24 protein-coding genes are annotated in these 19659 nt (G+C 69.2%); 8 read left to right on the forward strand and 16 right to left on the reverse strand.

All coding sequences use genetic code 11. The features are described from left to right. The 6 genes from E1267_RS04965 to E1267_RS04990 form a co-directional block, all read left to right on the forward strand. A partial coding sequence (locus tag E1267_RS04965; RefSeq protein ID WP_132330230.1) for a DUF1731 domain-containing protein occupies positions 1-319 on the forward strand: 319 nt, incomplete at its 5' end. Between the two features lie 42 nt (positions 320-361). Continuing rightward, entirely contained in the window at positions 362-1099 is a 738-nt protein-coding gene (locus E1267_RS04970; protein ID WP_132330232.1) for a Type 1 glutamine amidotransferase-like domain-containing protein, read from the forward strand. A 37-nt stretch (positions 1100-1136) separates the two neighbouring features. After that, positions 1137-1829 carry a lipoyl(octanoyl) transferase LipB gene (gene lipB, locus E1267_RS04975; RefSeq protein ID WP_132330234.1) on the forward strand — a complete coding sequence of 231 codons (693 nt, stop codon included), beginning with the start codon at positions 1137-1139 and terminating at the stop codon, positions 1827-1829. Positions 1830-2090: 261 nt separating this feature from the next. Continuing rightward, positions 2091-3020 (forward strand): lipoyl synthase, encoded by a 930-nt coding sequence (lipA, locus tag E1267_RS04980; protein ID WP_132330236.1) that lies wholly within the window; start codon positions 2091-2093, stop codon positions 3018-3020. 479 nt (positions 3021-3499) lie between these two features. Further along, positions 3500-4180, forward strand: a complete 681-nt coding sequence (locus tag E1267_RS04985; protein ID WP_132330238.1) for a DUF4191 domain-containing protein — start codon at positions 3500-3502, stop codon at positions 4178-4180. Then, complete coding sequence (locus E1267_RS04990; RefSeq protein ID WP_132330240.1) at positions 4180-4944, forward strand: class I SAM-dependent methyltransferase; 765 nt, start codon at positions 4180-4182, stop codon at positions 4942-4944. Before E1267_RS04985 ends, E1267_RS04990 begins: the two co-directional genes overlap by 1 nt. Here E1267_RS04990 and E1267_RS04995 read toward each other — a convergent pair. Genes E1267_RS04995 through E1267_RS05005 form a run of 3 tightly spaced genes read right to left on the reverse strand, consistent with a single transcriptional unit; the run spans position 4925 to position 6996 of the window. Beyond that, positions 4925-5863, reverse strand: a complete 939-nt coding sequence (locus E1267_RS04995) for a glycoside hydrolase family 113 protein (protein ID WP_132330242.1) — start codon at positions 5861-5863, stop codon at positions 4925-4927. The two genes, E1267_RS04990 and E1267_RS04995, sit on opposite strands and share 20 nt — an antisense overlap. Beyond that, positions 5860-6477, reverse strand: coding sequence for a TetR/AcrR family transcriptional regulator (locus tag E1267_RS05000; RefSeq protein WP_246063476.1), 618 nt, complete (start codon positions 6475-6477; stop codon positions 5860-5862). The genes E1267_RS04995 and E1267_RS05000 overlap by 4 nt, the downstream gene beginning before the upstream one ends. Before the next feature lie 57 nt (positions 6478-6534). Further along, complete coding sequence (locus E1267_RS05005; protein ID WP_132330244.1) at positions 6535-6996, reverse strand: RDD family protein; 462 nt, start codon at positions 6994-6996, stop codon at positions 6535-6537. 379 nt (positions 6997-7375) lie between these two features. Here E1267_RS05005 and glnA point away from each other — a divergent pair, with 379 nt between their 5' ends. After that, positions 7376-8800 carry a type I glutamate--ammonia ligase gene (glnA, locus tag E1267_RS05010; protein WP_132330246.1) on the forward strand — a complete coding sequence of 475 codons (1425 nt, stop codon included), beginning with the start codon at positions 7376-7378 and terminating at the stop codon, positions 8798-8800. Between the two features lie 635 nt (positions 8801-9435). Here the strand turns inward: glnA and E1267_RS05015 are convergent. Then, the gene (locus tag E1267_RS05015; RefSeq protein ID WP_132330248.1) at positions 9436-9819 is read right to left on the reverse strand and encodes a profilin; all 384 of its coding nucleotides are present in this window, start codon (positions 9817-9819) and stop codon (positions 9436-9438) included. A 319-nt stretch (positions 9820-10138) separates the two neighbouring features. On the opposite strand from E1267_RS05015, the gene E1267_RS05020 reads away from it, so the two are divergent. Beyond that, positions 10139-10639, forward strand: coding sequence for a DUF5946 family protein (locus tag E1267_RS05020; RefSeq protein WP_132330250.1), 501 nt, complete (start codon positions 10139-10141; stop codon positions 10637-10639). Positions 10640-10850: 211 nt separating this feature from the next. Here the strand turns inward: E1267_RS05020 and E1267_RS05025 are convergent, their stop codons facing one another. The 12 genes from E1267_RS05025 to E1267_RS05080 all read right to left on the reverse strand — a co-directional run bounded on the left by E1267_RS05025 (position 10851) and on the right by E1267_RS05080 (position 19626). After that, positions 10851-11291, reverse strand: coding sequence for a hypothetical protein (locus E1267_RS05025; RefSeq protein ID WP_132330252.1), 441 nt, complete (start codon positions 11289-11291; stop codon positions 10851-10853). Positions 11292-11414: 123 nt separating this feature from the next. Further along, entirely contained in the window at positions 11415-11867 is a 453-nt protein-coding gene (locus E1267_RS05030) for a hypothetical protein (RefSeq protein WP_132330254.1), read from the reverse strand. A 14-nt stretch (positions 11868-11881) separates the two neighbouring features. Next, positions 11882-12175, reverse strand: coding sequence for a hypothetical protein (locus E1267_RS05035; RefSeq protein WP_132330256.1), 294 nt, complete (start codon positions 12173-12175; stop codon positions 11882-11884). An 876-nt stretch (positions 12176-13051) separates the two neighbouring features. After that, positions 13052-13444, reverse strand: coding sequence for a hypothetical protein (locus tag E1267_RS05040; protein ID WP_132330258.1), 393 nt, complete (start codon positions 13442-13444; stop codon positions 13052-13054). A gap of 261 nt (positions 13445-13705) precedes the next feature. Then, positions 13706-14398, reverse strand: a complete 693-nt coding sequence (locus E1267_RS05045) for a B3/B4 domain-containing protein (RefSeq protein ID WP_132330260.1) — start codon at positions 14396-14398, stop codon at positions 13706-13708. Between the two features lie 100 nt (positions 14399-14498). Next, positions 14499-14636, reverse strand: coding sequence for a limonene-1,2-epoxide hydrolase family protein (locus E1267_RS46175; RefSeq protein WP_246063478.1), 138 nt, complete (start codon positions 14634-14636; stop codon positions 14499-14501). Positions 14637-14758: 122 nt separating this feature from the next. Beyond that, the gene (locus tag E1267_RS05055; protein ID WP_246063480.1) at positions 14759-15292 is read right to left on the reverse strand and encodes a GNAT family N-acetyltransferase; all 534 of its coding nucleotides are present in this window, start codon (positions 15290-15292) and stop codon (positions 14759-14761) included. 4 nt (positions 15293-15296) lie between these two features. Continuing rightward, a complete protein-coding gene (locus E1267_RS05060; protein WP_132330370.1) occupies positions 15297-16049 on the reverse strand; it encodes an amino acid ABC transporter ATP-binding protein in 753 nt (250 codons plus the stop codon). Positions 16050-16057: 8 nt separating this feature from the next. Further along, a complete protein-coding gene (locus tag E1267_RS05065; protein WP_132330262.1) occupies positions 16058-16966 on the reverse strand; it encodes an amino acid ABC transporter permease in 909 nt (302 codons plus the stop codon). After that, positions 16963-17895: an ABC transporter substrate-binding protein gene (locus E1267_RS05070; protein ID WP_132330264.1), complete on the reverse strand. Its 933-nt coding sequence runs from the start codon at positions 17893-17895 to the stop codon at positions 16963-16965. Before E1267_RS05070 ends, E1267_RS05065 begins: the two co-directional genes overlap by 4 nt. Beyond that, on the reverse strand, positions 17888-18688 hold the full coding sequence (locus E1267_RS05075) for a deaminated glutathione amidase (RefSeq protein WP_132330266.1): 801 nt from the start codon (positions 18686-18688) through the stop codon (positions 17888-17890). Before E1267_RS05075 ends, E1267_RS05070 begins: the two co-directional genes overlap by 8 nt. Continuing rightward, the gene (locus tag E1267_RS05080; RefSeq protein ID WP_132330268.1) at positions 18685-19626 is read right to left on the reverse strand and encodes a substrate-binding domain-containing protein; all 942 of its coding nucleotides are present in this window, start codon (positions 19624-19626) and stop codon (positions 18685-18687) included. The genes E1267_RS05075 and E1267_RS05080 overlap by 4 nt, the downstream gene beginning before the upstream one ends. Positions 19627-19659: the final 33 nt, after the last annotated feature.

The following is a 19659-nucleotide window of genomic DNA, read 5'->3' on the forward strand; positions in this document are numbered from 1 at the left end:
GTACTGGTCGTGGATCAGCGTGGACGACTGGGTGGGAGCCGCACTACATGTCCTGAAAAATCAGGATGTGGAGGGGCCGGTCAACTTCACCTCGCCCTCCCCCGTCACCAACGCCGAGTTCACGAGGACACTCGGGAAAACCCTGCGCAGAAGCACGATGCCGATCCCCGTGCCGGCGTTCGCGCTGTCCGCGGGGCTCGGCGAGTTCGCCCGCGAGGCGCTGCTCCCGGGCCACCGGATCCTGCCGGCGAAGCTGACCGCCTCGGGCTACCGCTTCGCGCATACCAGTCTCGACGAGGCGCTCAGCGCCGTACTCTAGGATGCCGTTCCACTTCTTTCAGCACGTCGGGAGAACCTTGACATGAGCCGGTCAGGACAGTCGCACATCCTCGCCATCGGCGGTGGATCGTTCCGCCCGAGCAGCCGCTACAGCTTCATCGAGGCGAGCCCGCTGCTGCGCTACGGTCTCGACCTGACCGGACAGGACCGCCCGAAGCTCGGCCTGGTCGCCACGGCGCTCGGCGACTCGAGCGACTGGCTGCTCAAGATGTACGGCGCCTTCGCCGGCTGGGACGTCGAGCTGAGCCACCTGACGGTCTTCCCGATGCCGAACGTGGCCGATCCCCGGGCCTGGATGCTCGAACAGGACATGATCTACGTCAGCGGCGGCAGCGTCGCCAACCTCATGGCGCTGTGGCGGCTGCACGGCCTCGACGAAGCGTTCGCCGAGGCGTGGCAGGCGGGCGTGGTGCTGTCCGGACAGAGCGCGGGCGCGTTGTGCTGGCACGTCGGGGGCAACACCGACTCCTTCGGCCCCGAACTGCAGGTGTGGGCCGAGGGCATGGCCCTGCTGCCCTACTCGTGCGGCGTCCACTACGACTCCGACCCGCAGCGCCGCGAGCTGCTGCAGAGGTCGGTGGCCGACGGCGAACTGCCCGGCGGTTACGCCGCCGACGAGGGCGTGGGGCTGCACTACGTGGGCACCGAGTTCATCCAGGCCGTGACCGTCGAGCCGGCCGGCTACGCGTACAAGCTGGAGCACGACGGCGCCAGCGGGGTCAAGGAGGTCAGGATCGAGCCACGGTTGCTGACCCCCTGATTACCCTTCGAAGGTTCGGGAACGGCACAATAGGCTCATGCGCCCCATCCACGGGGACGATCCCCACGCACTCGCCATCGTCCGCCTAGGTGTCGACGTCCCCTACGAGCAGGCCTGGTCGCTGCAGCGCTGGGTGCACGACAAACGGGTCGCCGGCGCGCTGACCGACACCGTCCTGCTCCTGGAGCACGCGCCCGTCTACACCGCGGGCAAGCGCACCGCCCCGCACGAGCGGCCTGCCGACGGCACCCCGGTCATCGACGTCGACCGGGGTGGCCGGCTCACCTGGCACGGCCCAGGGCAGCTCGTCGCCTACCCCATCGTGGCAATCACCGACGTGGTCGCCTACGCCTGCCGCCTGGAAGACGTGATGATCCAGATCTGCGCCGACTTCGGCGTCACGGCCAGGCGCATACGCGGACGCGGCGGCGTCTGGGCGGTCGGCGACCCCACTCTCGGCCTGCCCGACCGCCAGCTCGGCGCGGTCGGGCTGCGGGTCACGCGCGGCGTCACCATGCACGGCTTCGCCCTCAACTGCGCCAACGACCCGCGCTGGTTCAACCGCATCGCGCCGTGCGGCATCCCCGGCGTGGGCGTCTCCTCGTTGTCGGCGGAGACTGGCCGGCGCATCGTGGTCGAGGAGGTCATGCCGATCGCGGAGAAGCGGCTGGCCGAGGCGCTCGGCATGGAGCCGTACGACCTGCACGAGGAAGACCTGCTCCGCCGGTGACCGGACCGGCACCTGACCGTGCCGGGAACGCCGGCGTCACGCCCGTGGATCATCCCGGGTTCCCCGGTGCGCGGCCGTCGGGCGGGCGTCGAGCGCCCCGCGACGGTGGCGGTCGTGGACCTGGCCGCGCCCCGCGACCCTGGCCTGCCGACGAGGGCCGCGCCCCGGCCGCAACGCGGGCGATCGGCGGGTTCGGCCTGGTCACGTGAGCGCGTACGCCCCCTCGGACGGCGCGCTTCGCGGGAGACGTAAGCTGAGAACGTGACCGTTGCTCCTGAAGGCCGAAAGCTCCTCCGCCTGGAGGTGCGCAACGCCGAAACCCCTATCGAGCGCAAGCCCCCGTGGATCAAGACCAAGCTCAAGACGGGCCCCGAATACACCGAGCTCAAGTCGCTGGTGCGCCGGGAGGGCCTGCACACGGTCTGTGAAGAGGCGGGCTGCCCCAACATCTACGAGTGCTGGGAAGACCGCGAGGCGACCTTCCTCATCGGCGGCGACCAGTGCACGCGCCGCTGCGACTTCTGCCAGATCGACACGGGCAAACCCAAGGAATACGACCGCGACGAGCCGCGCAGGGTGGCCGAGTCCGTCCAGCAGATGGGCCTGCGCTACGCGACCGTCACGGGCGTGGCCCGCGACGACCTGCCCGACGGCGGCGCCTGGCTCTACGCCGAGACCGCGCGGCAGATCCACGCGCTGCTGCCCGGCTGCGGCGTCGAGCTGCTGGTGCCCGACTTCAACGGCAACCGCGACCAGCTGGAGGAGGTCTTCTCCAGCAAGCCTGAGGTGTTCGCGCACAACGTCGAGACGGTGCCGCGGATCTTCAAGCGCATCCGCCCGGCCTTCCGCTACGAGCGTTCCCTCCAGGTGATCACGACGGCCCGCGAGGCCGGACTGGTCACCAAGTCCAACCTGATCCTGGGCATGGGCGAGACGCGGGAAGAGATCACCGAGGCCATGCGCGACCTCCACGCCGCCGGCACCGACCTGCTGACGATCACCCAATACCTGCGGCCCACGCCGCGCCACCACCCGGTGGAGCGATGGGTGAAGCCGGAGGAGTTCGTCGAGCTGCAGGCCGAGGCCGAGACCATCGGGTTCGCCGGTGTGCTGTCCGGTCCGCTGGTCCGCTCGTCCTACCGGGCGGGCAGGCTCTACAAGCAGGCCATCGAGGCACGCCAGACCGCTTGATCGGCACAGACGGGGCCCCGGGTGCGCGCCGCCCGGGGCCCCGCCGTGTCCGGCGGCTGTCAGCATGACCTGCATGGCCGCACGGCCGGGCCGCCGACGGGAGGACCACGAGGCACGGGCGTTCTCATCCGCACCAGCGGCTTACCAGCCACCGTCGCCGTCCATCACCCGTACCGGCTGTTCCGGACAGGAGCGCAGGGCGGTGGCCGCGCCGTCCTGGGCGCCGGTGGAGGCGGTCGCGGACACTCTCGCCCCCGAGGTGGACGTGCTGGGGCCGGGCAACCGGCTGCCCGCCGGCCGGCGACGCGCACCCAGCCGGCGCTCGTGCGCAACGGCGAGGCCGGTCCCCGTGCATGGCTCGCGCGGGCAGGCGGTGGAGGGCGAGCCGGCGGGCGGCCAAGGTCACGATCCAGACCGGAAGCGAAAATGGCCGGGCCGCGTTTTCCCTCCTGCACCAGTTGGTTTGTATCCTTCTGAGCATGGCAAAGTCCGAGGACCCAGAGAAGCCGGGGCGCATCAAGCAGCTCCGCATGATCGCGAAGATCATCAAGCAGGCCAATCCCAAGGGGATGCCGATCGTCTTCCTTTCGGCGGTGGGCACGCTGGCCGTGGTCGTCGTGATCGGCCTGGTCACGGACTACTTGTGGTATTCGGTGTTCATCGGCGTGCTGGCCGCGTTCACCGTCGGGCTGGTGGTGTTCGGCCAGCTGGCGCAGAAGGCGCAATATTCGATCCTGCACGGCCAGACGGGCGCCGCGGCGGCGGTGCTGGAGGGCATGCGGGGCAACTGGCAGGTCACCCCGGCCATCGCGGTCAACCGCGACCAGGACCTCATCCACCTCGTGGTGGGCTATCCGGGCGTCGTGCTGGTGTCGGAGGGGCCGGGCAACCGGGTGGCGAAGATGCTGGCGGCGGAGAAGAAGCGGGTCGCGCGGGTGGTGCTGGGCGTCGAGATCTACGACATCCAGTGCGGCGACGGCGAAGGCCAGGTGCCGATCAGCAAGTTGCAGCGCCACATCATGAAGCTGCCGCGCAACCTGAAGAAGCCCGCGGTCAACGAGGTCAAGGACCGCCTGCGGTCACTCCCGAAGAACATGCCGATGCCCAAGGGGCCGATGCCCAAGGGCGCCCGCATGCCGCGCGGCCCCAAGATGCGCTAGTGTCGTCGGTCTCCTCGCGGGCCAATCGCGGCTGGTGGGACGGCAACGCCGACGACTACCAGGCCGAGCACGGCGGCTTCCTGCGCGACAGCGGGTTCGTCTGGTGCCCTGAAGGTGTGGACGAGGCCGACGCGCACCTGCTCGGAGAGGTGCGGGGCCGGCGGGTGCTGGAGATCGGCTGCGGGGCGGCGCAGTGCGCCCGGTGGCTGGTGTCACAGGGTGCCGAGGTCGCCGCGTTCGACCTTTCTTACCGGCAGTTGCTCCACGCCAGGCGCATCGACCTCGGCACCGGCCTGCGCGTTCCCGTGCTCCAGGCCGACGCCGAGTCGCTGCCGTTCGCCGCAGGCTCCTTCGACCTGGCCTGCTCGGCGTACGGAGCGCTGCCGTTCGCGGCCGATCCCCTCGCCGTGTTCCGCGAGGTGCGCAGGGTGCTGCGGCCGGGCGGCCGGTTCGTGTTCTCGGTGAGCCATCCCGTCCGGTGGGCGTTCCCCGACGATCCCGGGCCGCGCGGTCTCACGTCCGACCGGCCGTACTTCGACCGCTCCCCCTACGTGGAGCGCGACGAGCACGGCGCCGTGACGTACGCCGAGCACCACCGCACGATGGGCGACTGGGTGAATCTGCTGGTGGAGTCGGGGCTGACCGTCACCGGGCTGCTGGAGCCCGAATGGCCCGAGGGGCACGAGCGGGTGTGGGGCGGCTGGAGCCCGCTGCGCGGCCGTCACCTCCCGGGCACGGCCATCTTCAGCTGCTCGCGTTCCTAGCGGCCATGGTGTGGAAGATCTCCTTGGGCTTCCACCTCTTCTCGTCGAGCATCCTGACCACGCCGTAGGAGCCGAGGTCGTCCTCGCCGGTCCTGTTGTAGGCGGCGAAGGTGAACCACAGGGCGGTGTCGACGCCCTCCTGCTCGAAGATGTCCATCAGTTCGGTGTAATAGCGGACCTGCTCCCCCTCGTCGCGCACCGCGCCTTCCGGCACCACCCAGGCCGAGCCGCCCCGCTCGCCCGCCCCCTGGTAGGGGCAGGTGCCGAACTCGGTGACCGCGACCGGCTTGCCCTGCTTGAAGTGCGCCCGCAGCTCGCCGGTGAAGTCGTGCGCGTTGTACGCCGCGCGGTAGGCGTCCACGCCCGCCACGTCGAACGGCGCCCAGTCGACCGGCTCCCACGGCCCGGCGGCGTAGCTGAGCCGGCCTCCGAACCTCGGCCGCACGGTCTCGGCCACCTTCGCCAGGTAGGCGTTGAAGCGCGGCATGACCTGCATGAGCGTCGTCCACCACTGCACGTCGGCGGTCATGATCGTGTCGAGCCGGTCGCGGTAGGCCGCCCCCTCCATGAAACCGTGGCCGAAGACGGTGAGCTCGCAGCCGGTGACCAGCACCACGTCGCCGCCGGCGCGGCGCAGGGCCTCGGCACGCTCGGCCGACTCGGTGAACAGCGCCAGCATCTCGTCCTCCGTCAGGTCGACGGGGAAGGGGGCGTACCAGACCTCCAGGCCGGCCGCGACGGCGCGTTCGGCGGCGGCGGTGATGCGCCCGGGGTCGCGGCCGGAGACGCGGACCGAGTCGCAGCGCAGGTCGCGGGCGATGGTGCGCATGTCGCGCTCGACGTCTTCGAGGTCGAACGACCTGCGGCTCAGGTCGTCGCCCGGGAGGAACCCCGTGTCATAGTTGATGCCCTTCTTCATGCTTCTCCTTTTACGTGCGTCAGCCCGTGCTCCAGGAGGTCGAAGGCCACCTCGACGTCTGCGGCCAACCGGCCGGCCGCCTGCTCCAGCGACGCGTCCGCGGCGAGCCGATGGAAGAAGGCCTCCTGGAGGGTGGTGATGGCGGCGGTGATCTGCGCGGCCATCAGGTGCGCCGTCAGATCCGGCTCACGGCCGTCCGCGAGGGCCGCGGCCAGCTCGTGACGCTGGCTCATCTGAGCTCCGTGCACCGCGGCCAGCAGGGCGGGGTTGGACGAGATCACGCGAATCCTGGTGATCAGCGTCTCGACGTCCATGTCCTTGGCCAACGGCACGGCCGTCGCCCGGCAGTGCGCGCGCAGGGCCCCGATCGGCGAGCACCCCTCAGGGCGGCCGGTCACGACGGCGGCCATGTCGTCCTGCACCCCGTCGGTGGCCAGGCACTCCTTGGTGGGGAAATAGCTGAACAGCGTCACCTTGGCGACTCCGGCCGCCTCGGCGATCTCGTTGACGGTCACCTGATCGTAACCACGCTCGTCGAACAGCCGCAGCGCCACCTGGGAGATGCGCCGGCGCGTCTGCTCCTTCTTCCGCTCCCTGAGCCCCGCCATCATCATGCGGACAGCATAAACCATACCGAGTTCAATTACCTACCCGGTAAGGCTTTTGCTTGCTCACATGCGCACGACCATGGTGTTGGACACGCGGTCGTGCACCCCTCGGTGGTCGCGGTCCCAGATCAGGGCAGGCAGGGCCAGGGCGAGCAGCACGGTGCGCACCAGCACGGGCAGCAGCCGCGGATCGCCGCCGTCCATTGCGGCGACCCTGATGCCCGCCAGACGGTGCCCGAAGGTCTGCCCCATGAGGCCGACCAGGAGCAGATACTGCACGGCGAAGGCGAGCGCCGGCGCCCACGGCGACTCGGCCGGGTTCATCCCGAACAGCAACTGCACGACGACCCACGTGCAGATCATCCAGTCGATGACGAGCGCGGCGATCCTGCGGCCCCAGCCGGCGATCGACCCGCTGCCCTCCTCCGGCAGCCCGAGGCGCTCACCCGGGTATCCGAGATCGACCCCGGCGGAGCGGAGCCCGCCCAGCCACGTCTGTGTCCACCGAGGTTCCTTGCCGCTCATGGAGTCAACGGTAGCCGCCCGATGAGGCGGTCCGCTTCGTGACCCGGCCGCGTCACGGTGCTGGTCCCCACCGGGTGCATGGCCGTCGTCCCCGGACGGCCCGGATCCCGGGAAGCCTGAAGCGGACGCGGGCGCTGCCTGCCTCGACAGGCGGACGCTGTTCGGCGGCGACCCCGCAGCTTTCCTCAAGACGGCCGAGCCGCCCACCGGCGTGTCCGGACCCGTACGCGCTGGAGGACGTCCCGTCCGGCACACGGACAGTGCGAGGCGTCGAAGCCCACGTGACTCCGCGTAACACGTGCGAAACAATCGAGACACCGGGTGGAAACGGCCGAGTTCTAGCGTCGGCGTGATAGCCAGTCCCCAGGGAGGTTCGAGAGTGTTCAACTCCGCCGACGACGTCCTGAAGTTCATCAGTGACGAAGGGGTGCAGTTCGTCGATGTCAGGTTCACCGACCTGCCGGGGACGACTCACCACTTCACCTTTCCGGTAGAGAACTTCAGTGCGAGCGTCTTCACCGACGGACTCATGTTCGACGGATCGTCGATCCGTGGATTCCAGGCGATCCACGAGTCCGACATGCTGCTGCTGCCCGACCCGACCAGCGCCGTGGTCGACCCGTTCCGGCAGCACAAGACGCTCAACATCAACTTCTTCGTGCACGACCCGCTGACCGGCGAGGCCTACAGCCGTGACCCGCGCAACGTCGCGCGCAAGGCCGAGGAATATCTCAAGGGCACCGGCATCGCCGACACGGTCTATTTCGGCCCCGAGGCCGAGTTCTACATCTTTGACGACGTGCGCTTCGAGACGAGGCAGAACGCCGGCTACTACTACATCGACTCGATCGAGGGCGCCTGGAACACCGGCAAGGCGACCGAGGGCGGCAACCTCGGTTACAAGCCGCGTTACAAGGGCGGCTATTTCCCGGTGCCGCCGATGGACCACTTCACCGACCTGCGCTCCGAGATGGTGCGCAACCTCATCGAGTGCGGCATCGAGGTCGAGATGCAGCACCACGAGGTCGGCACGGCCGGTCAGGCGGAGATCGACTTCAAGTTCGGCACGCTGCTCAGGACCGCCGACAACCTGATGCTGTACAAGTACATCATCAAGAGCACGGCGCTCGAATACGGCCACACGGTCACGTTCATGCCCAAGCCGATCTTCGGTGACAACGGCTCCGGCATGCACTGCCACCAGTCGCTGTGGAAGGACGGCTCGCCGCTCTTCTACGACGAGGTCGGCTACGCGGGCCTGTCCGACACCGCCCGCTACTACATCGGCGGCCTGCTCAAGCACGCGCCGTCGCTCCTGGCCTTCACCAACCCGACGGTCAACTCCTACCACCGTCTGGTGCCCGGCTACGAGGCCCCGGTCAACCTGGTCTACTCCCAGCGCAACCGCTCGGCCTGCGTACGCATCCCGATCACGGGCTCCAACCCGAAGGCCAAGCGCATCGAGTTCCGGGTGCCCGACCCGTCGTGCAACCCCTACTTCGCGTTCTCGGCGATGATGATGGCCGGCGTAGACGGCATCCGCAACAAGATCGAACCGCCGGAGCCGGTCGACAAGGATCTCTACGAGCTCCCGCCGGAGGAGGCCCGCCAGGTGCCGCAGGTGCCCGGCTCGCTCACCGACGTGCTCAACGCGCTGGAGGACGACCACGACTACCTGCTCGAGGGCGGCGTGTTCACGCCCGACCTGATCGAGACGTGGGTGGCGTACAAGCGCGAGAACGAGGTCGACCCGATCCGGCTGCGCCCGCACCCGCACGAGTTCGAGCTCTACTACGACGTGTGACGGCGCGGTTTCCCGGCCTCGTCGATCTTCCGGGAAACGGGCGCTGAGCTGGGAAAACCTTGTCGTTAGTTGTCGTCGTTTGCAGTTGCTGGGCAACGTCCGCCCGAACAGAGACCGAACAGAACGGCCCGGCACCGATTTCGGTGCCGGGCCGTCCTGCTCATCCTCGTAGCTGTGGGAGCGGGATGGACGGAGCTGGACGTGTGCCTGCGGGTCGACTGGGGATGGCAAGGCAGGTACGTGCCTGTGGATGCCTGGCTCGCCCGGCGTCGACCTGAACCAGTGGACGCCATCCAGAGACTTCGACCGGTTCGCGGCGGTTGAAGTTCTCGAACACCTGGACAAGCCGGAGCGGCTGGTCCAGGTCCTGCAGCAGCACGCGACGAAGGGCGTCCGTGGTGACGACTCCGCATCCGGTCGCCACGAAGCTCTGAGGCGATCAACGACCGGGAGGGTGAACGACGATCCGGGCCGTGCACGCCGGGAGGGGAACCGTATTCGCGCACCGCGCCCGATCCCGGTGCAGACGCACGTGGGAATCCGTGCGGAAGGTCAGGCCGCACGTGCCGCTATCCCGCGACCAGTGTGGCCACGTGGTGTACGCGACGACCTCCCGCATCCGCCCTGCTCTGTGATCAGTACCCAGCGCTGATCAGTTCGTCGGCAATGGACTCGAGGATGGGGCCTGCTTCGGGTGCCTGTATCGGGGCGACATACTGCGCGACGATGATACTTCGTTTGATCTTCACCACGATCGCGCCGTCGGGTCCCCTCTTGAGGTAGAGGGAGCGACCGGTGAACGAGATGAAGAAGAACTTCTGGCCGCACAGCTTCAGGCCGGCGGCCTCGACCCGCGAGAGGTCCTCGAATCCATCGACGATTGCGTGCCGCTCCTGGGGGCTGGGCGCGTACCCCTCGGACGCAGCCAGGAGTTCGCCGTCCAGCCCGATGACTGCGGCGGAGCTGAACTTACCGGAGCCGATCACATCGTAGTCCACACAGTGCTGTAAGACGTCCATACACAACCCTTCCTCTTCACCGCCCTAGTCGTACCATCCACCGCTGTCTATCCGCGCCCCCGGCTTGCGCTGGCGGTGCACTTTCATCCGCTGGCCGAGAACGCCCCGCCCCTCCCGAAGGGACACTGTTGGCGGAGTAGATCAAACAGAGGTGGCTTCATGATCACACATGCGATCACGAATCCGCTTCTCTTGTGTCGCTGGGGCGCGCTTCGCCAAGAGCTGGTCCAGAGGACCATGGCGGCAAGGTAGGCCAGGTCGTTCGTATGGACATGTACCGGCGCCGAAATCTCGTCGACAGCGCTGCTACTGGCCGCCTATGGTGCAGATCATGGCGGACAGCCCTGTCGTGGATCGGTGCGAGTGCGGTGCAGTTGCCGGCCCGTTGGGCACATGCGTGGACTACTACCATGCCATTCTCTCCGAAGAGCAGGCCGATGCCCGGATGTACAGGTGGCACGCGCTGGTGGTCTGTGCGTATCTCGTGCAGCATCCTTCCAGAGCTCATGAGAAGTACCTCGACGGTCAGTTCCGCCAGCTGCAGCTTTACGTGGACCAGGGCCTTGACGCGCTGCTTCGCGTGGCGGCCCGTCAGGTAGCGCGGAACAAGCACGGGGCGAGGCCGGGCTACGACATGGCGCCATTGGCGGCATACGCACCGCTCCCGCCGGGCGGACCGCCTGGGCACTTCCGGGCTACGTTCTGCGCTCTCCCGGTCAGGGACGGCAGCTTCGTATTTGATGGACATCCGGCATACGGACACCGCATCGAGACCATTGCCGAAGCGACTGTGGAGTCCTGGAGATCCATCCAGGCCTGACACCCGAAGGCCATCGGCAAAGCTCGTCCCAGAAGCGGGAACGCGCTTCTCCACGCCGTTGCTGAACCGAAGCCGGACCAGCCGCTGGGCGACCAGGACCGCGTGGTCGCCCTAGATGTCGTAGCCGACCTCGGTCGAGCCCGGCACCGTCGCGACGGTGCCGGGCATCGCGTCGTCGAGGGCGAAGTCCCGCAGGAGCGCGTTCGGACGGTCACGAATACAGGCGCACCGTTTCGGACTCGCGGCTGCCGTTCACGCACATGCCGTGCGGGTTCACGTCCTCGTCGCTCTGGCGGTCGCGGCACCACCAGGTCTGCCCGTCGACCTCGACCGTCAGGCCGGCGGCTTCGCCTGCTGGGCCGGGAGGGGAGCCTTCGATGGCGGCTTTCGCCACCTTCATGGCGGTCTCGCAGGCGGCTTCCTTGTCTTCGGAGCTGTTCGCCACCACGGCCAGCCCGAGGCTGCCGCATTGGTACTCCCGGATGGCGGCATCGGCGGGTGCCGGGTCCAGCGCCGGGGCGAGGTGGGCGGCAGGCGAGGTGGCGCTCGGCCGGCTCGCGAACGCGGCCGAGGCGAGTCCGCCGACGGTGACGGTGGCCAAGGCCCCCGCCACCATGAACGCGATCGAGGCGCGGGTCGAAATCCTGTCCATCTGAAACACTCCCTCCATAGGTCCGGAGTCGAGTCGAGACGCGGTTTTCAGCGCGGGCACGGGCCGCATCGAACGGATGCGGGAGCTCCTCACCGCAGAGATCCCCTCACCCCGGCGATCTGCTCAACTCACGGAGTGGAACGTGGACAGTGAGAGCATCTCGCCGCCGTGCGAGCATTCGACGTAGTCGTCGTCGCCCTGCTTCTTCTGGACGCAGGCCCAGCTCGCGCCGTCGACCGTCACCGAGACGGCCCGATCGGCGCCGGCTTGCCGGGGCGCGGCGGTGTAGGCGTTGGCGACCTGGCCGGCCATGGCGCACGCCTGGGCCATCTCCCGATCGCTCTGCATGGTCATCTTGAGGCCGCCCGGCCCATGCCCGCAGGCGAAATTGTCGCGGAGGGTACCGGGCACGCGCAGGGCGCTCCCCGTGGGCAGAGCGCTCCCCGTGGTCAGGGCCGGCGGCTCCCCGGCGGACGCGGCCTCGGCCGGGCCACCGATGGCGATGACGGCGCCTCCGGCCAGGACGGCAGGAAAGACGCGGGCGATGATGGTGCGCAGGTGAAGCATGGCGAGCATTCCCCCGAATCGTGCTAGTCGTCCACCGGGCGGCAGTCCAGGGCCGCCGTGCCGGTGTCCTGGTCGGCCGGGCTGGTGCAGGTCTGCTTGCGCGGCTTGTCACACAAGAACTCCCCGCCTCCCTGCCAGGTGCAGTTGGCCTTGAGGTAGCCGTCGATGCCGTTGATGTTGCTGCAGTACACGCCTGTCTGCGTGTACGCGCAGCCACCTCGGGGCGCGTCGGTCAACTCCGATGGCATGGGCGTCGGGGAGGGCGCGGACACCACGGATGCCAGCCCGAGCTGGGCCGCGAGCAAAAACGAGATCATGACGTCGCCTCTCCCCCGTCTACGAGCGGATACCTGCTCCACCAGTTCCGCGTGGGGACACCCTGCCGCGGATACGGTCGCGCGAGCCTCCTCCGTGGATGGACCTCCGTGGATGGACCTCGCCGGCGCGGACGGCCGCGCTGCGCCGGACGCCTCTGTGAGCACCGTCGGCCGGGGGCAGGTTCCGTCGCGGCCCGCGGCTCGAGACGGGTGGGATCTGTCGCGTCGCTGGCGTGTCAGGGCCGCGGCTCCATGTGCGCGGCCGGTCTGCCGTTTCGTGCGGTCACCGGTCAGCTCTACCCGGCGTGGGTAACGCCCATCCTGGATCCGCCCCAAAACCGGTCCAACTGCCCCCTTAACAGGCGCCGGTCGCGACGTCGGGCCGTGTGGGAAGGGCCGTGGGGGCATCGTCGCCTTCGCGCTGGTCCTGCACCTCGCGGGCGCGGTGGCCATTACTCACTGCCACTTTGCGGCCCATCACAGCAACCGCTCTTGGTGGCTGGGGGTGGGGCCCTGTCCCCGCCACATCCGTTGAGAATCCCGCGCCCACTCGCGTCGAGAAGGGAGAACTCGCCAGGTCGCTGGAGAACGCGCCACCACGGTGGAACCCGCAGGCGGGTGTCAATAACGGCGCATGCTCCGGCGTTGCTGCCCACGCGAGTCGGACCAGGGGTGATGCGCTATCCCGCGGCGGCCTGGGAGCCGCGCACGTTGCGCGCGGCGATCGTGTCGAGGAAGCCGAACCCGTATACCTCGATCACGCGCGCCGCGTGAAAAGGCCATCGGCTGCTCAGTCGATGGCCTTTCCCGCGGGACCTGCGTGCGGGCCTCAACCTGTGGCGGCGAGCGCCGCCCTGGGGTCAGCCGCCCTGGCAGTCACCATCCGGTGAGATCACCGTCGATCGGCCACCAGCCGTCGCGGTCGTGGCCGAAGCCGTCGCGCTCGTGGTCACGGTGGTCGAAGTCACGGTGGTCGAAGTCACGGTGGTCGCGGTCTTCGCGCTCGGTGTCCTCATTCTCGACCACCGGCGGCTGGACCTGCTCGACCCTGACGTCGTCGCGGTGGTGGCGGCGATGCTTGTTCTTGTTGCGGTTGAGGTTGTGGACGATGATGTCGATCTTCGGCGGGCGCCAGCGCGGGCTGCGCAGGATCGGCTTCTCCTTCGAGACGCGCCTCGGCTTCGAGACGTGCCGAACCGGTGCGGACGGCGGGCCTCCCGCCTCCACGGCGACGTAACCCGCGCTCGCGCTGGCCACCCCTTGGCCCACGGGAAGGAACATGGCACCGGCGACGACGCCGGTCAGAGCTAGTATCGCGAACCGCCCATGGCGCGGCGTTCGCGGTTGCCGACTTCTAGTATTCACGCGCTCGTTTCCATTCATGGATAGATCAGCCGAACCCGGCACCCACTCGTCAGATGCTCGGATGGAAGCAGACGTACCCATGCAGATATTCTCAGCTACCTCTATAAACCCAAACGTCCCGTCAAAACCTAAACGTCCAATAATGATCTGAGCTTCGTTTACCGCTCAGAAGTTGTAGCGCGGTGAGGAGGCGGTCAGGACCGCGGGCTCCGGGCTGACCGGCCAGAGGTCGCGCGCCTCGCCGGCCAGTGCGGCGACGAGCGCCTCGACGTCGGCGCGGGCCGTGTCGTGCAGGGCCTCCGCGACGATCAGGACGTCGCTCGTGGTGCCGCGCACGGCTGAGTGGCCGCTCTGGCGGTTGGTCCAGCGGCGGGCGTGCGCCATCGCCTCGGCGTCGGCGAAGACGACCTCGCCGGGCGGCGGATGCTCCGTCTCGCCGGAGAAGGTCACGTACGTCTCGTCGCCCGCCGCGTACCGGACCTCGACGCAGGAGGAGATCCGCGAGACGTCGAAGACGGCCACCGGGATCGCGTACGCGAGGGACATCGCGTTGCACAGGTCGATCAGCGGGTGCAGCCGCGGCAGAGCGCCCTCCTTTCTGAAGCGGCGCAGCAGCGACTCCGACGCGCAGCGGTACCGCGTCGGCTTCAGGCCCATCGCCGAGAACGCCCGGCGCCACGCCTGGATCTCCGGCAGCTCGCCCTCGGAGCAGGTGGCCAGGCGCTTGGCGGCGATCTCACCGTAGTTCGCGAGCCGGTCGTCCACGTGGACGTCGGCGGTGACGCCGGCCATGGACATCACCCCCGGGACGAGCTCGGGAAAATCACGCCAGATCTCACTCGCATGCTGGAAGTGCACGGTCACCTCGTCATCGCGGCCAGGAAGAACGGGCCGATCACGATACTCGCTCTCCGGCGCCGGAACGGGGAAGGCACGAGGCGCACTGCCTGCGCCGTCGTCAGGCGGCGGGTAGCGAGGCGAGAAGGTCGGGCAGGCGGCCGGTGGCGGCGGCGACCCGCAGCACGTCCTGGTATTCGCGCCACAGCATGATCCGCCCGTCGCGGACCCTGAGCACGCCGATGAAGGACGCCGACACCCTCCCCCGTCCCGGGCAGGACGGCCCCCAATGCGTACTCGACGATGATCGTGCCGGGGTCGGCGGTGTCGTGCACCGTGGCCTCGCCCATCTCCGGCGCGGCCGCACGCTGGAGATCATCTTCACGGGGTTCCGCGCCTGAGCCGGTAGAGGACGTGACGGCGCAGCGGGCCGCCCTCGGGGACGCCGGGGTGGTCGAAGTCCTCGGCGGGGTCGCGGGTCATGCCGAGCCGCTCCATCACGGCACGCGAGCGCACGTTGCCCACGGCCGTCATGGAGATGAGGGCGTCGAGCCCCGCCTCGGCGAAGGCGAACGTGACGGCCCGCCCGGCCGCCTCGGTGGCGTAGCCGTGCCCCCACGCCGGGCGGGCCAGCCGCCAGCCGACCTCGACGGCGGGCAGGAAGGGGGCGTCGAACCTCTGCCAGACCAGCCCGGCGAAGCCGATGAAGAGCCCGCTCCCGCGCACCTCCAGTGCCCACAACCCGAAGCCGTGCCGGTCGAAACCCTCCTCGATCCGGCCGACCATGGTGTCGCTCTGTTCCCGGGTGAGCGTCGCGGGGAAGTGCTCCATGACCTCGGGGTCGGCGTTCATGGCCGCGAAGGGCACGTGGTCGCTCTCGCGCCACCTTCGCATGATCAGTCGCTCGGTCTCCACCCGGTCAGAGTACGCGCCCCAGAAAGGCCTTCGTGCGCGGGCTTTGCGGGCGGTCCAGCACGTCGGAGGGGACGCCCGACTCGACCACGACGCCGTCGTCCATGAACACCACCCGGTCGGCCACCTCCCGCGCGAACCCGATCTCGTGGGTCACCACGATCATGGTGAGGCCGTCCTCCGCGAGGCCCTTCATCACGGCGAGCACCTCGCCGACGAGCTCGGGGTCGAGGGCGCTGGTCGGCTCGTCGAACAACATGAGCTTGGGCCGCATCGCCAGCGCGCGGGCGATGGCCACGCGCTGCTGCTGCCCGCCGGACAGCTGGCGGGGGTAGACGTGCGCCTTCTCCTCCAGCCCGACCCTGCGCAGCAGCGCGTGCGCGCGCTCCTTGGCCTGGTCGCGGGGTTCGCCACGGACGCCGACGGGGGCCTCGATGACGTTCTGCACCACGGTGTAGTGCGGGAAGAGGTTGAACTGCTGGAAGACCATGCCGATCTCCCTGCGCTGGCGGGTGACCTGCCGCCGGCGCAGGTGCCGTACGCGGCCACCGGACGCCTCGAACCCGATCAGCTCCCCGTCGACGTGGATGGAGCCGCCGTCGATGGTCTCCAGGTGGTTGACGCAGCGCAGGAACGTCGACTTGCCCGACCCGGACGGCCCCAGGACGACCACGACCTCCCCCTGCCACACCTCCAGGTCGATGCCCTTGAGCACCTCCAGGTGACCGAAGTGTTTGCGCACGCCGCGGGCGCGGACCATGGGAACGGTCACGAGGGCACCTCCGGGGTCGGGCGGCGGCGGAAGGTCAGGAACGACCAGAAGCTCTGCGGGGCGTTCCTGGTGGCGCCGCGTGCGTAGTGGCGCTCGATGAACGACTGGCCGACGTACAGGATCGAGGTGATCATCAGGTACCAGAGGCAGGCGACGATCAGCAGCGGGATGGTCTGGAACGTACGGTTGTAGATGGACTGCACGGTGTAGAGCAGGTCGGCCAGCGCGATGACGCTGACCAGCGACGTGGCCTTCAGCATGCTGATGACCTGGCTGCCGGTCGGGGGGATGATGAAGCGCATCGCCTGGGGCAGCACGATCCTGCGGAAGGTCCTGGCGCCGCTCATGCCGAGCGCGGAGGCCGCCTCGGTCTGGCCGTGGTCGACCGACATGAGACCGCCGCGGATGATCTCCGCCATGTACGCGCCCTCGTTCAGGCCGAGGCCGAGGATGGCGGCGAGCAGCGGTGTGATGAGCACGTTGGTGTCGGCGCTGACGAACTCGGGCCCGAACGGGACACCGAACGAGATCTCCGGCAGCAGGTACGACAGGTTGTACCAGAGCACGAGCTGCACCAGCACCGGGGTGCCGCGGAAGAACCACACGTACAGGCCGCAGGCGGCCCGCGCGACCGGGTTCTCCGACAGCCGGCCGATGGCGAGCAGCACGCCGAGGACGACGCCCACGGCCATGGCGATCACGGTGAGCAGCAGCGTGGTGAAGATGCCCTGGCCGATGATCTGGGCGTTGACGTACCGGCCGACCACGTCCCACTGGAAGTTGGGGTTGGTGACCAGCAGGCTCACGAGCTGGGCCCCGAGCACGAGCAGGACGATCGAGGCGACCCAGCGCAGCGGGTGGCGGGTGCGGGCGGCGCCCGCGACGTCGACGTCGGGCAGGCTCATGACTTCGCCAGGTTCACGCCGGCCTGGTCCAACTTGTTGTCGGACGTGCCCCATTTGTCCATGATCTTGTCGTACGCACCGTTGTCCATCAGCTTCTGGATGCCGTCCTTGAGCACGTCGCGCAGCGGCGAGTCCTTGGCCACGACGGCGCCCTGGTAGAGGTCGTCGAACCCGTTGGACTGCCCCTTGCCGGCGAGTTCGAGCTCGCCGCCGGCCTGGTCCACGAAGTAGGTGAGCGGCGCCTGGGAAGAGAAGAACGCGTCGGCCCGTCCGGAGCTGACCGCCAGCACGGAGGTGGGCTGGTCCTTGTACGACTGCACGTTGATCTTCGGCTTGCCCTCCTCGGCACACGTCCGCGACTGGCCCTTGATCACGCTCTCGGCGGAGCCGCCGGCCATGACGGAGATCTTCAGCCCGCACGTGTCCGTCAGCGAGCCGATCTTGTTCGGGTTTCCCTTCGGCACCGCGAAGACCACGAACTCCTTGACCCAGTCGACGAAGTCGTTGGACTTCTGCCGGTCGCGGAAGTCGCCGACGGGCCCGATGGCGAAGTCGTAGCGCCCGGAGGCGATGCCGGTGAGCGAGCTGGGCAGGCCGTCCACCGTGACGTGCTCGATCTTGACCCCGAGCACCTGGCCGAGCGCCTCGGACATGTCGGCGGCGGCACCGGTCAGCGACCTGCCGTCGGGTCCGGCGATCTCGTACGGCGGGAAGGAGCCATTGTTCACCGAGACGAGTTTGCCCGCCTGCTTGACCTTGCCGGGCAGGCGGTCGTGCAGCGCCTGGTCCTTGGCCTGGGCGGCGGTCGTGCCCTTGGGCTGCTGGGAGTCGAGCACCCCCTCCGCCTCCTCCGGGTTGGCGCCGCATCCGGCCGCCAGGAGGGCCGCGCCGAGCAGGGCGGCCGTCACCCGCGTCGCGTGCTTAGACATGTCGCTCCAATCGTGGGTCGACGGCGAAGCGCCGGTTCTCGAGGACGGGCAGGGTGAGCCGGGCGTCGGCCAGCTCACCGGCCGAGGCGTCGGCCCAGAGCATCCCCGGGGCGTCCCCGAGCCGGGAGCGGATGATGCCGAGCGGGTCGACGACCATGCTGGCCCCGATGTTGCGCCGGCCGCACTCGCCGGAGGCGGCCACGTAGCAGGTGTTCTCCAGAGCGCGGGCGGTGACCATGACCTCCCAGTGCCATTCCTTGGCCGGGCCGCGCACCCACGCGGTGGGCAGCGCGATGATCTGGGCGCCCTGGTCGGCCAGCAGCCTGGCCATCTCGGGGAAGCGCACGTCGTAGCAGGTCATCATGCCGACCTTCCAGCCCGCGCAGTCGATCACGACGGGGGCGTTCGTGCCGGGGACGACGTTGTCGGACTCGCGCCGGCCGAAGGCGTCGTACAGGTGCAGCTTGGTGTAGGTGGCGACGAGCTCGCCGTCCCTGGCGGCGACCAGGACGTTGTGCACGCGGCCGTCGCCGGCGGGGACGTGCACGCCGGCGATCACGGTGGTGGCCGAGCCGCGCGTACGCTCGACCAGCCCGCTGACGAACGGCCCGTCCAGGGGCTGCGCGGCCTGCCTGATGCGGGCGGGCTCGTCGACGAAGAGCGCGAGCGAGCCCTCGGGCAGCACCAGCAGGCCTGCGTCGCCCGCCACGGCCTGGTCGATCAAGGCCTGGCAGGTTCTGAGATTCTGGGTCCAGTCCTCCGCGGAGGCGAACTGCCCGACGGCGATTCTCATGCGGCGAAGACCTCCTCGGCTCCGATGGGTCGGGACGAGATGCCCTGGGCGTGCAGTTCGTCGCAGAAGGCGGCGACCATGGCCGCGTTGGGGGCGGCGCCGTACGGCATCCAGTCGTGGCCGAAGGTCAGCGCGGTCGTGGTCAGGTCGGACAGCAACCACGGCGTGGTGTCGGCGAGCAGCCGCCGCCGGGCCAGCCAGTGCCGCTTGGAGCGCTCGAACACGTCCTGTACGGCCCGCGGCAGCCACGGGTGGCGCTCGACGCTCTCGCGTTTGAGCGTCACCAGGTGGATGCCGGGCACGAAACCGGTTCGCCGGTAGTAGGCGAGCTCGGCGGCGCGGTGGTCGGGCAGCAGGTGGCGCAGGCGGCTGTCCGGGGTGAACAGCTCCGGCGGCATGAACGGCGTCATGATCGCGTCGAAGCGGCCGGCCGCGAGCCCTTCCGCGAGCCCGTCGCCGGTCAGCGAGACGTTGCCGGGGAGCGGGCCGGGGCCGGTCCTTTCCTTGCCGTTTTCGCCGGCGACCAGCGGGCCCACCGTCCAGTCGATACCGCCGAGGTCCACGCCCGCGGCTCTCAGCAGCGCCCGGGTCCAGGTGTTGCCCGAGTCGGGCCAGCCGGTGAGCCCGATGCGGGCGCCCTTGAGCTCCTCCAGCGAGGCCGGCTCGCTGTCGCGGCGGACGAGGACGCACCGGTGACGGAAGCCGCGCATGACGAAGACGGGCAGGCCCACCAGCCGGTCGTCGCCGGCGGCGCGGCCGAGCACGTACCTGCTGAACGAGGTCTCGCCGCCGTCCAGGCCGGGCTCGCCCAGCACGTCGGGTGTGACGCGGCGCGAGTCGAGGTCGAGGGCGAAGCCCTCGGGCCTGACCTGCCCCGTCACGATCGGCACGAGGTGGTCCCAGTCCCGCGCCGCCAGCCGAATCCGAATCTCCGCCACAAACCCCCCAAACGACATTAGTTGCCGCGAATT

It is taken from the genome of Nonomuraea longispora, from assembly GCF_004348345.1.
Classification (GTDB): domain Bacteria; phylum Actinomycetota; class Actinomycetes; order Streptosporangiales; family Streptosporangiaceae; genus Nonomuraea; species Nonomuraea longispora.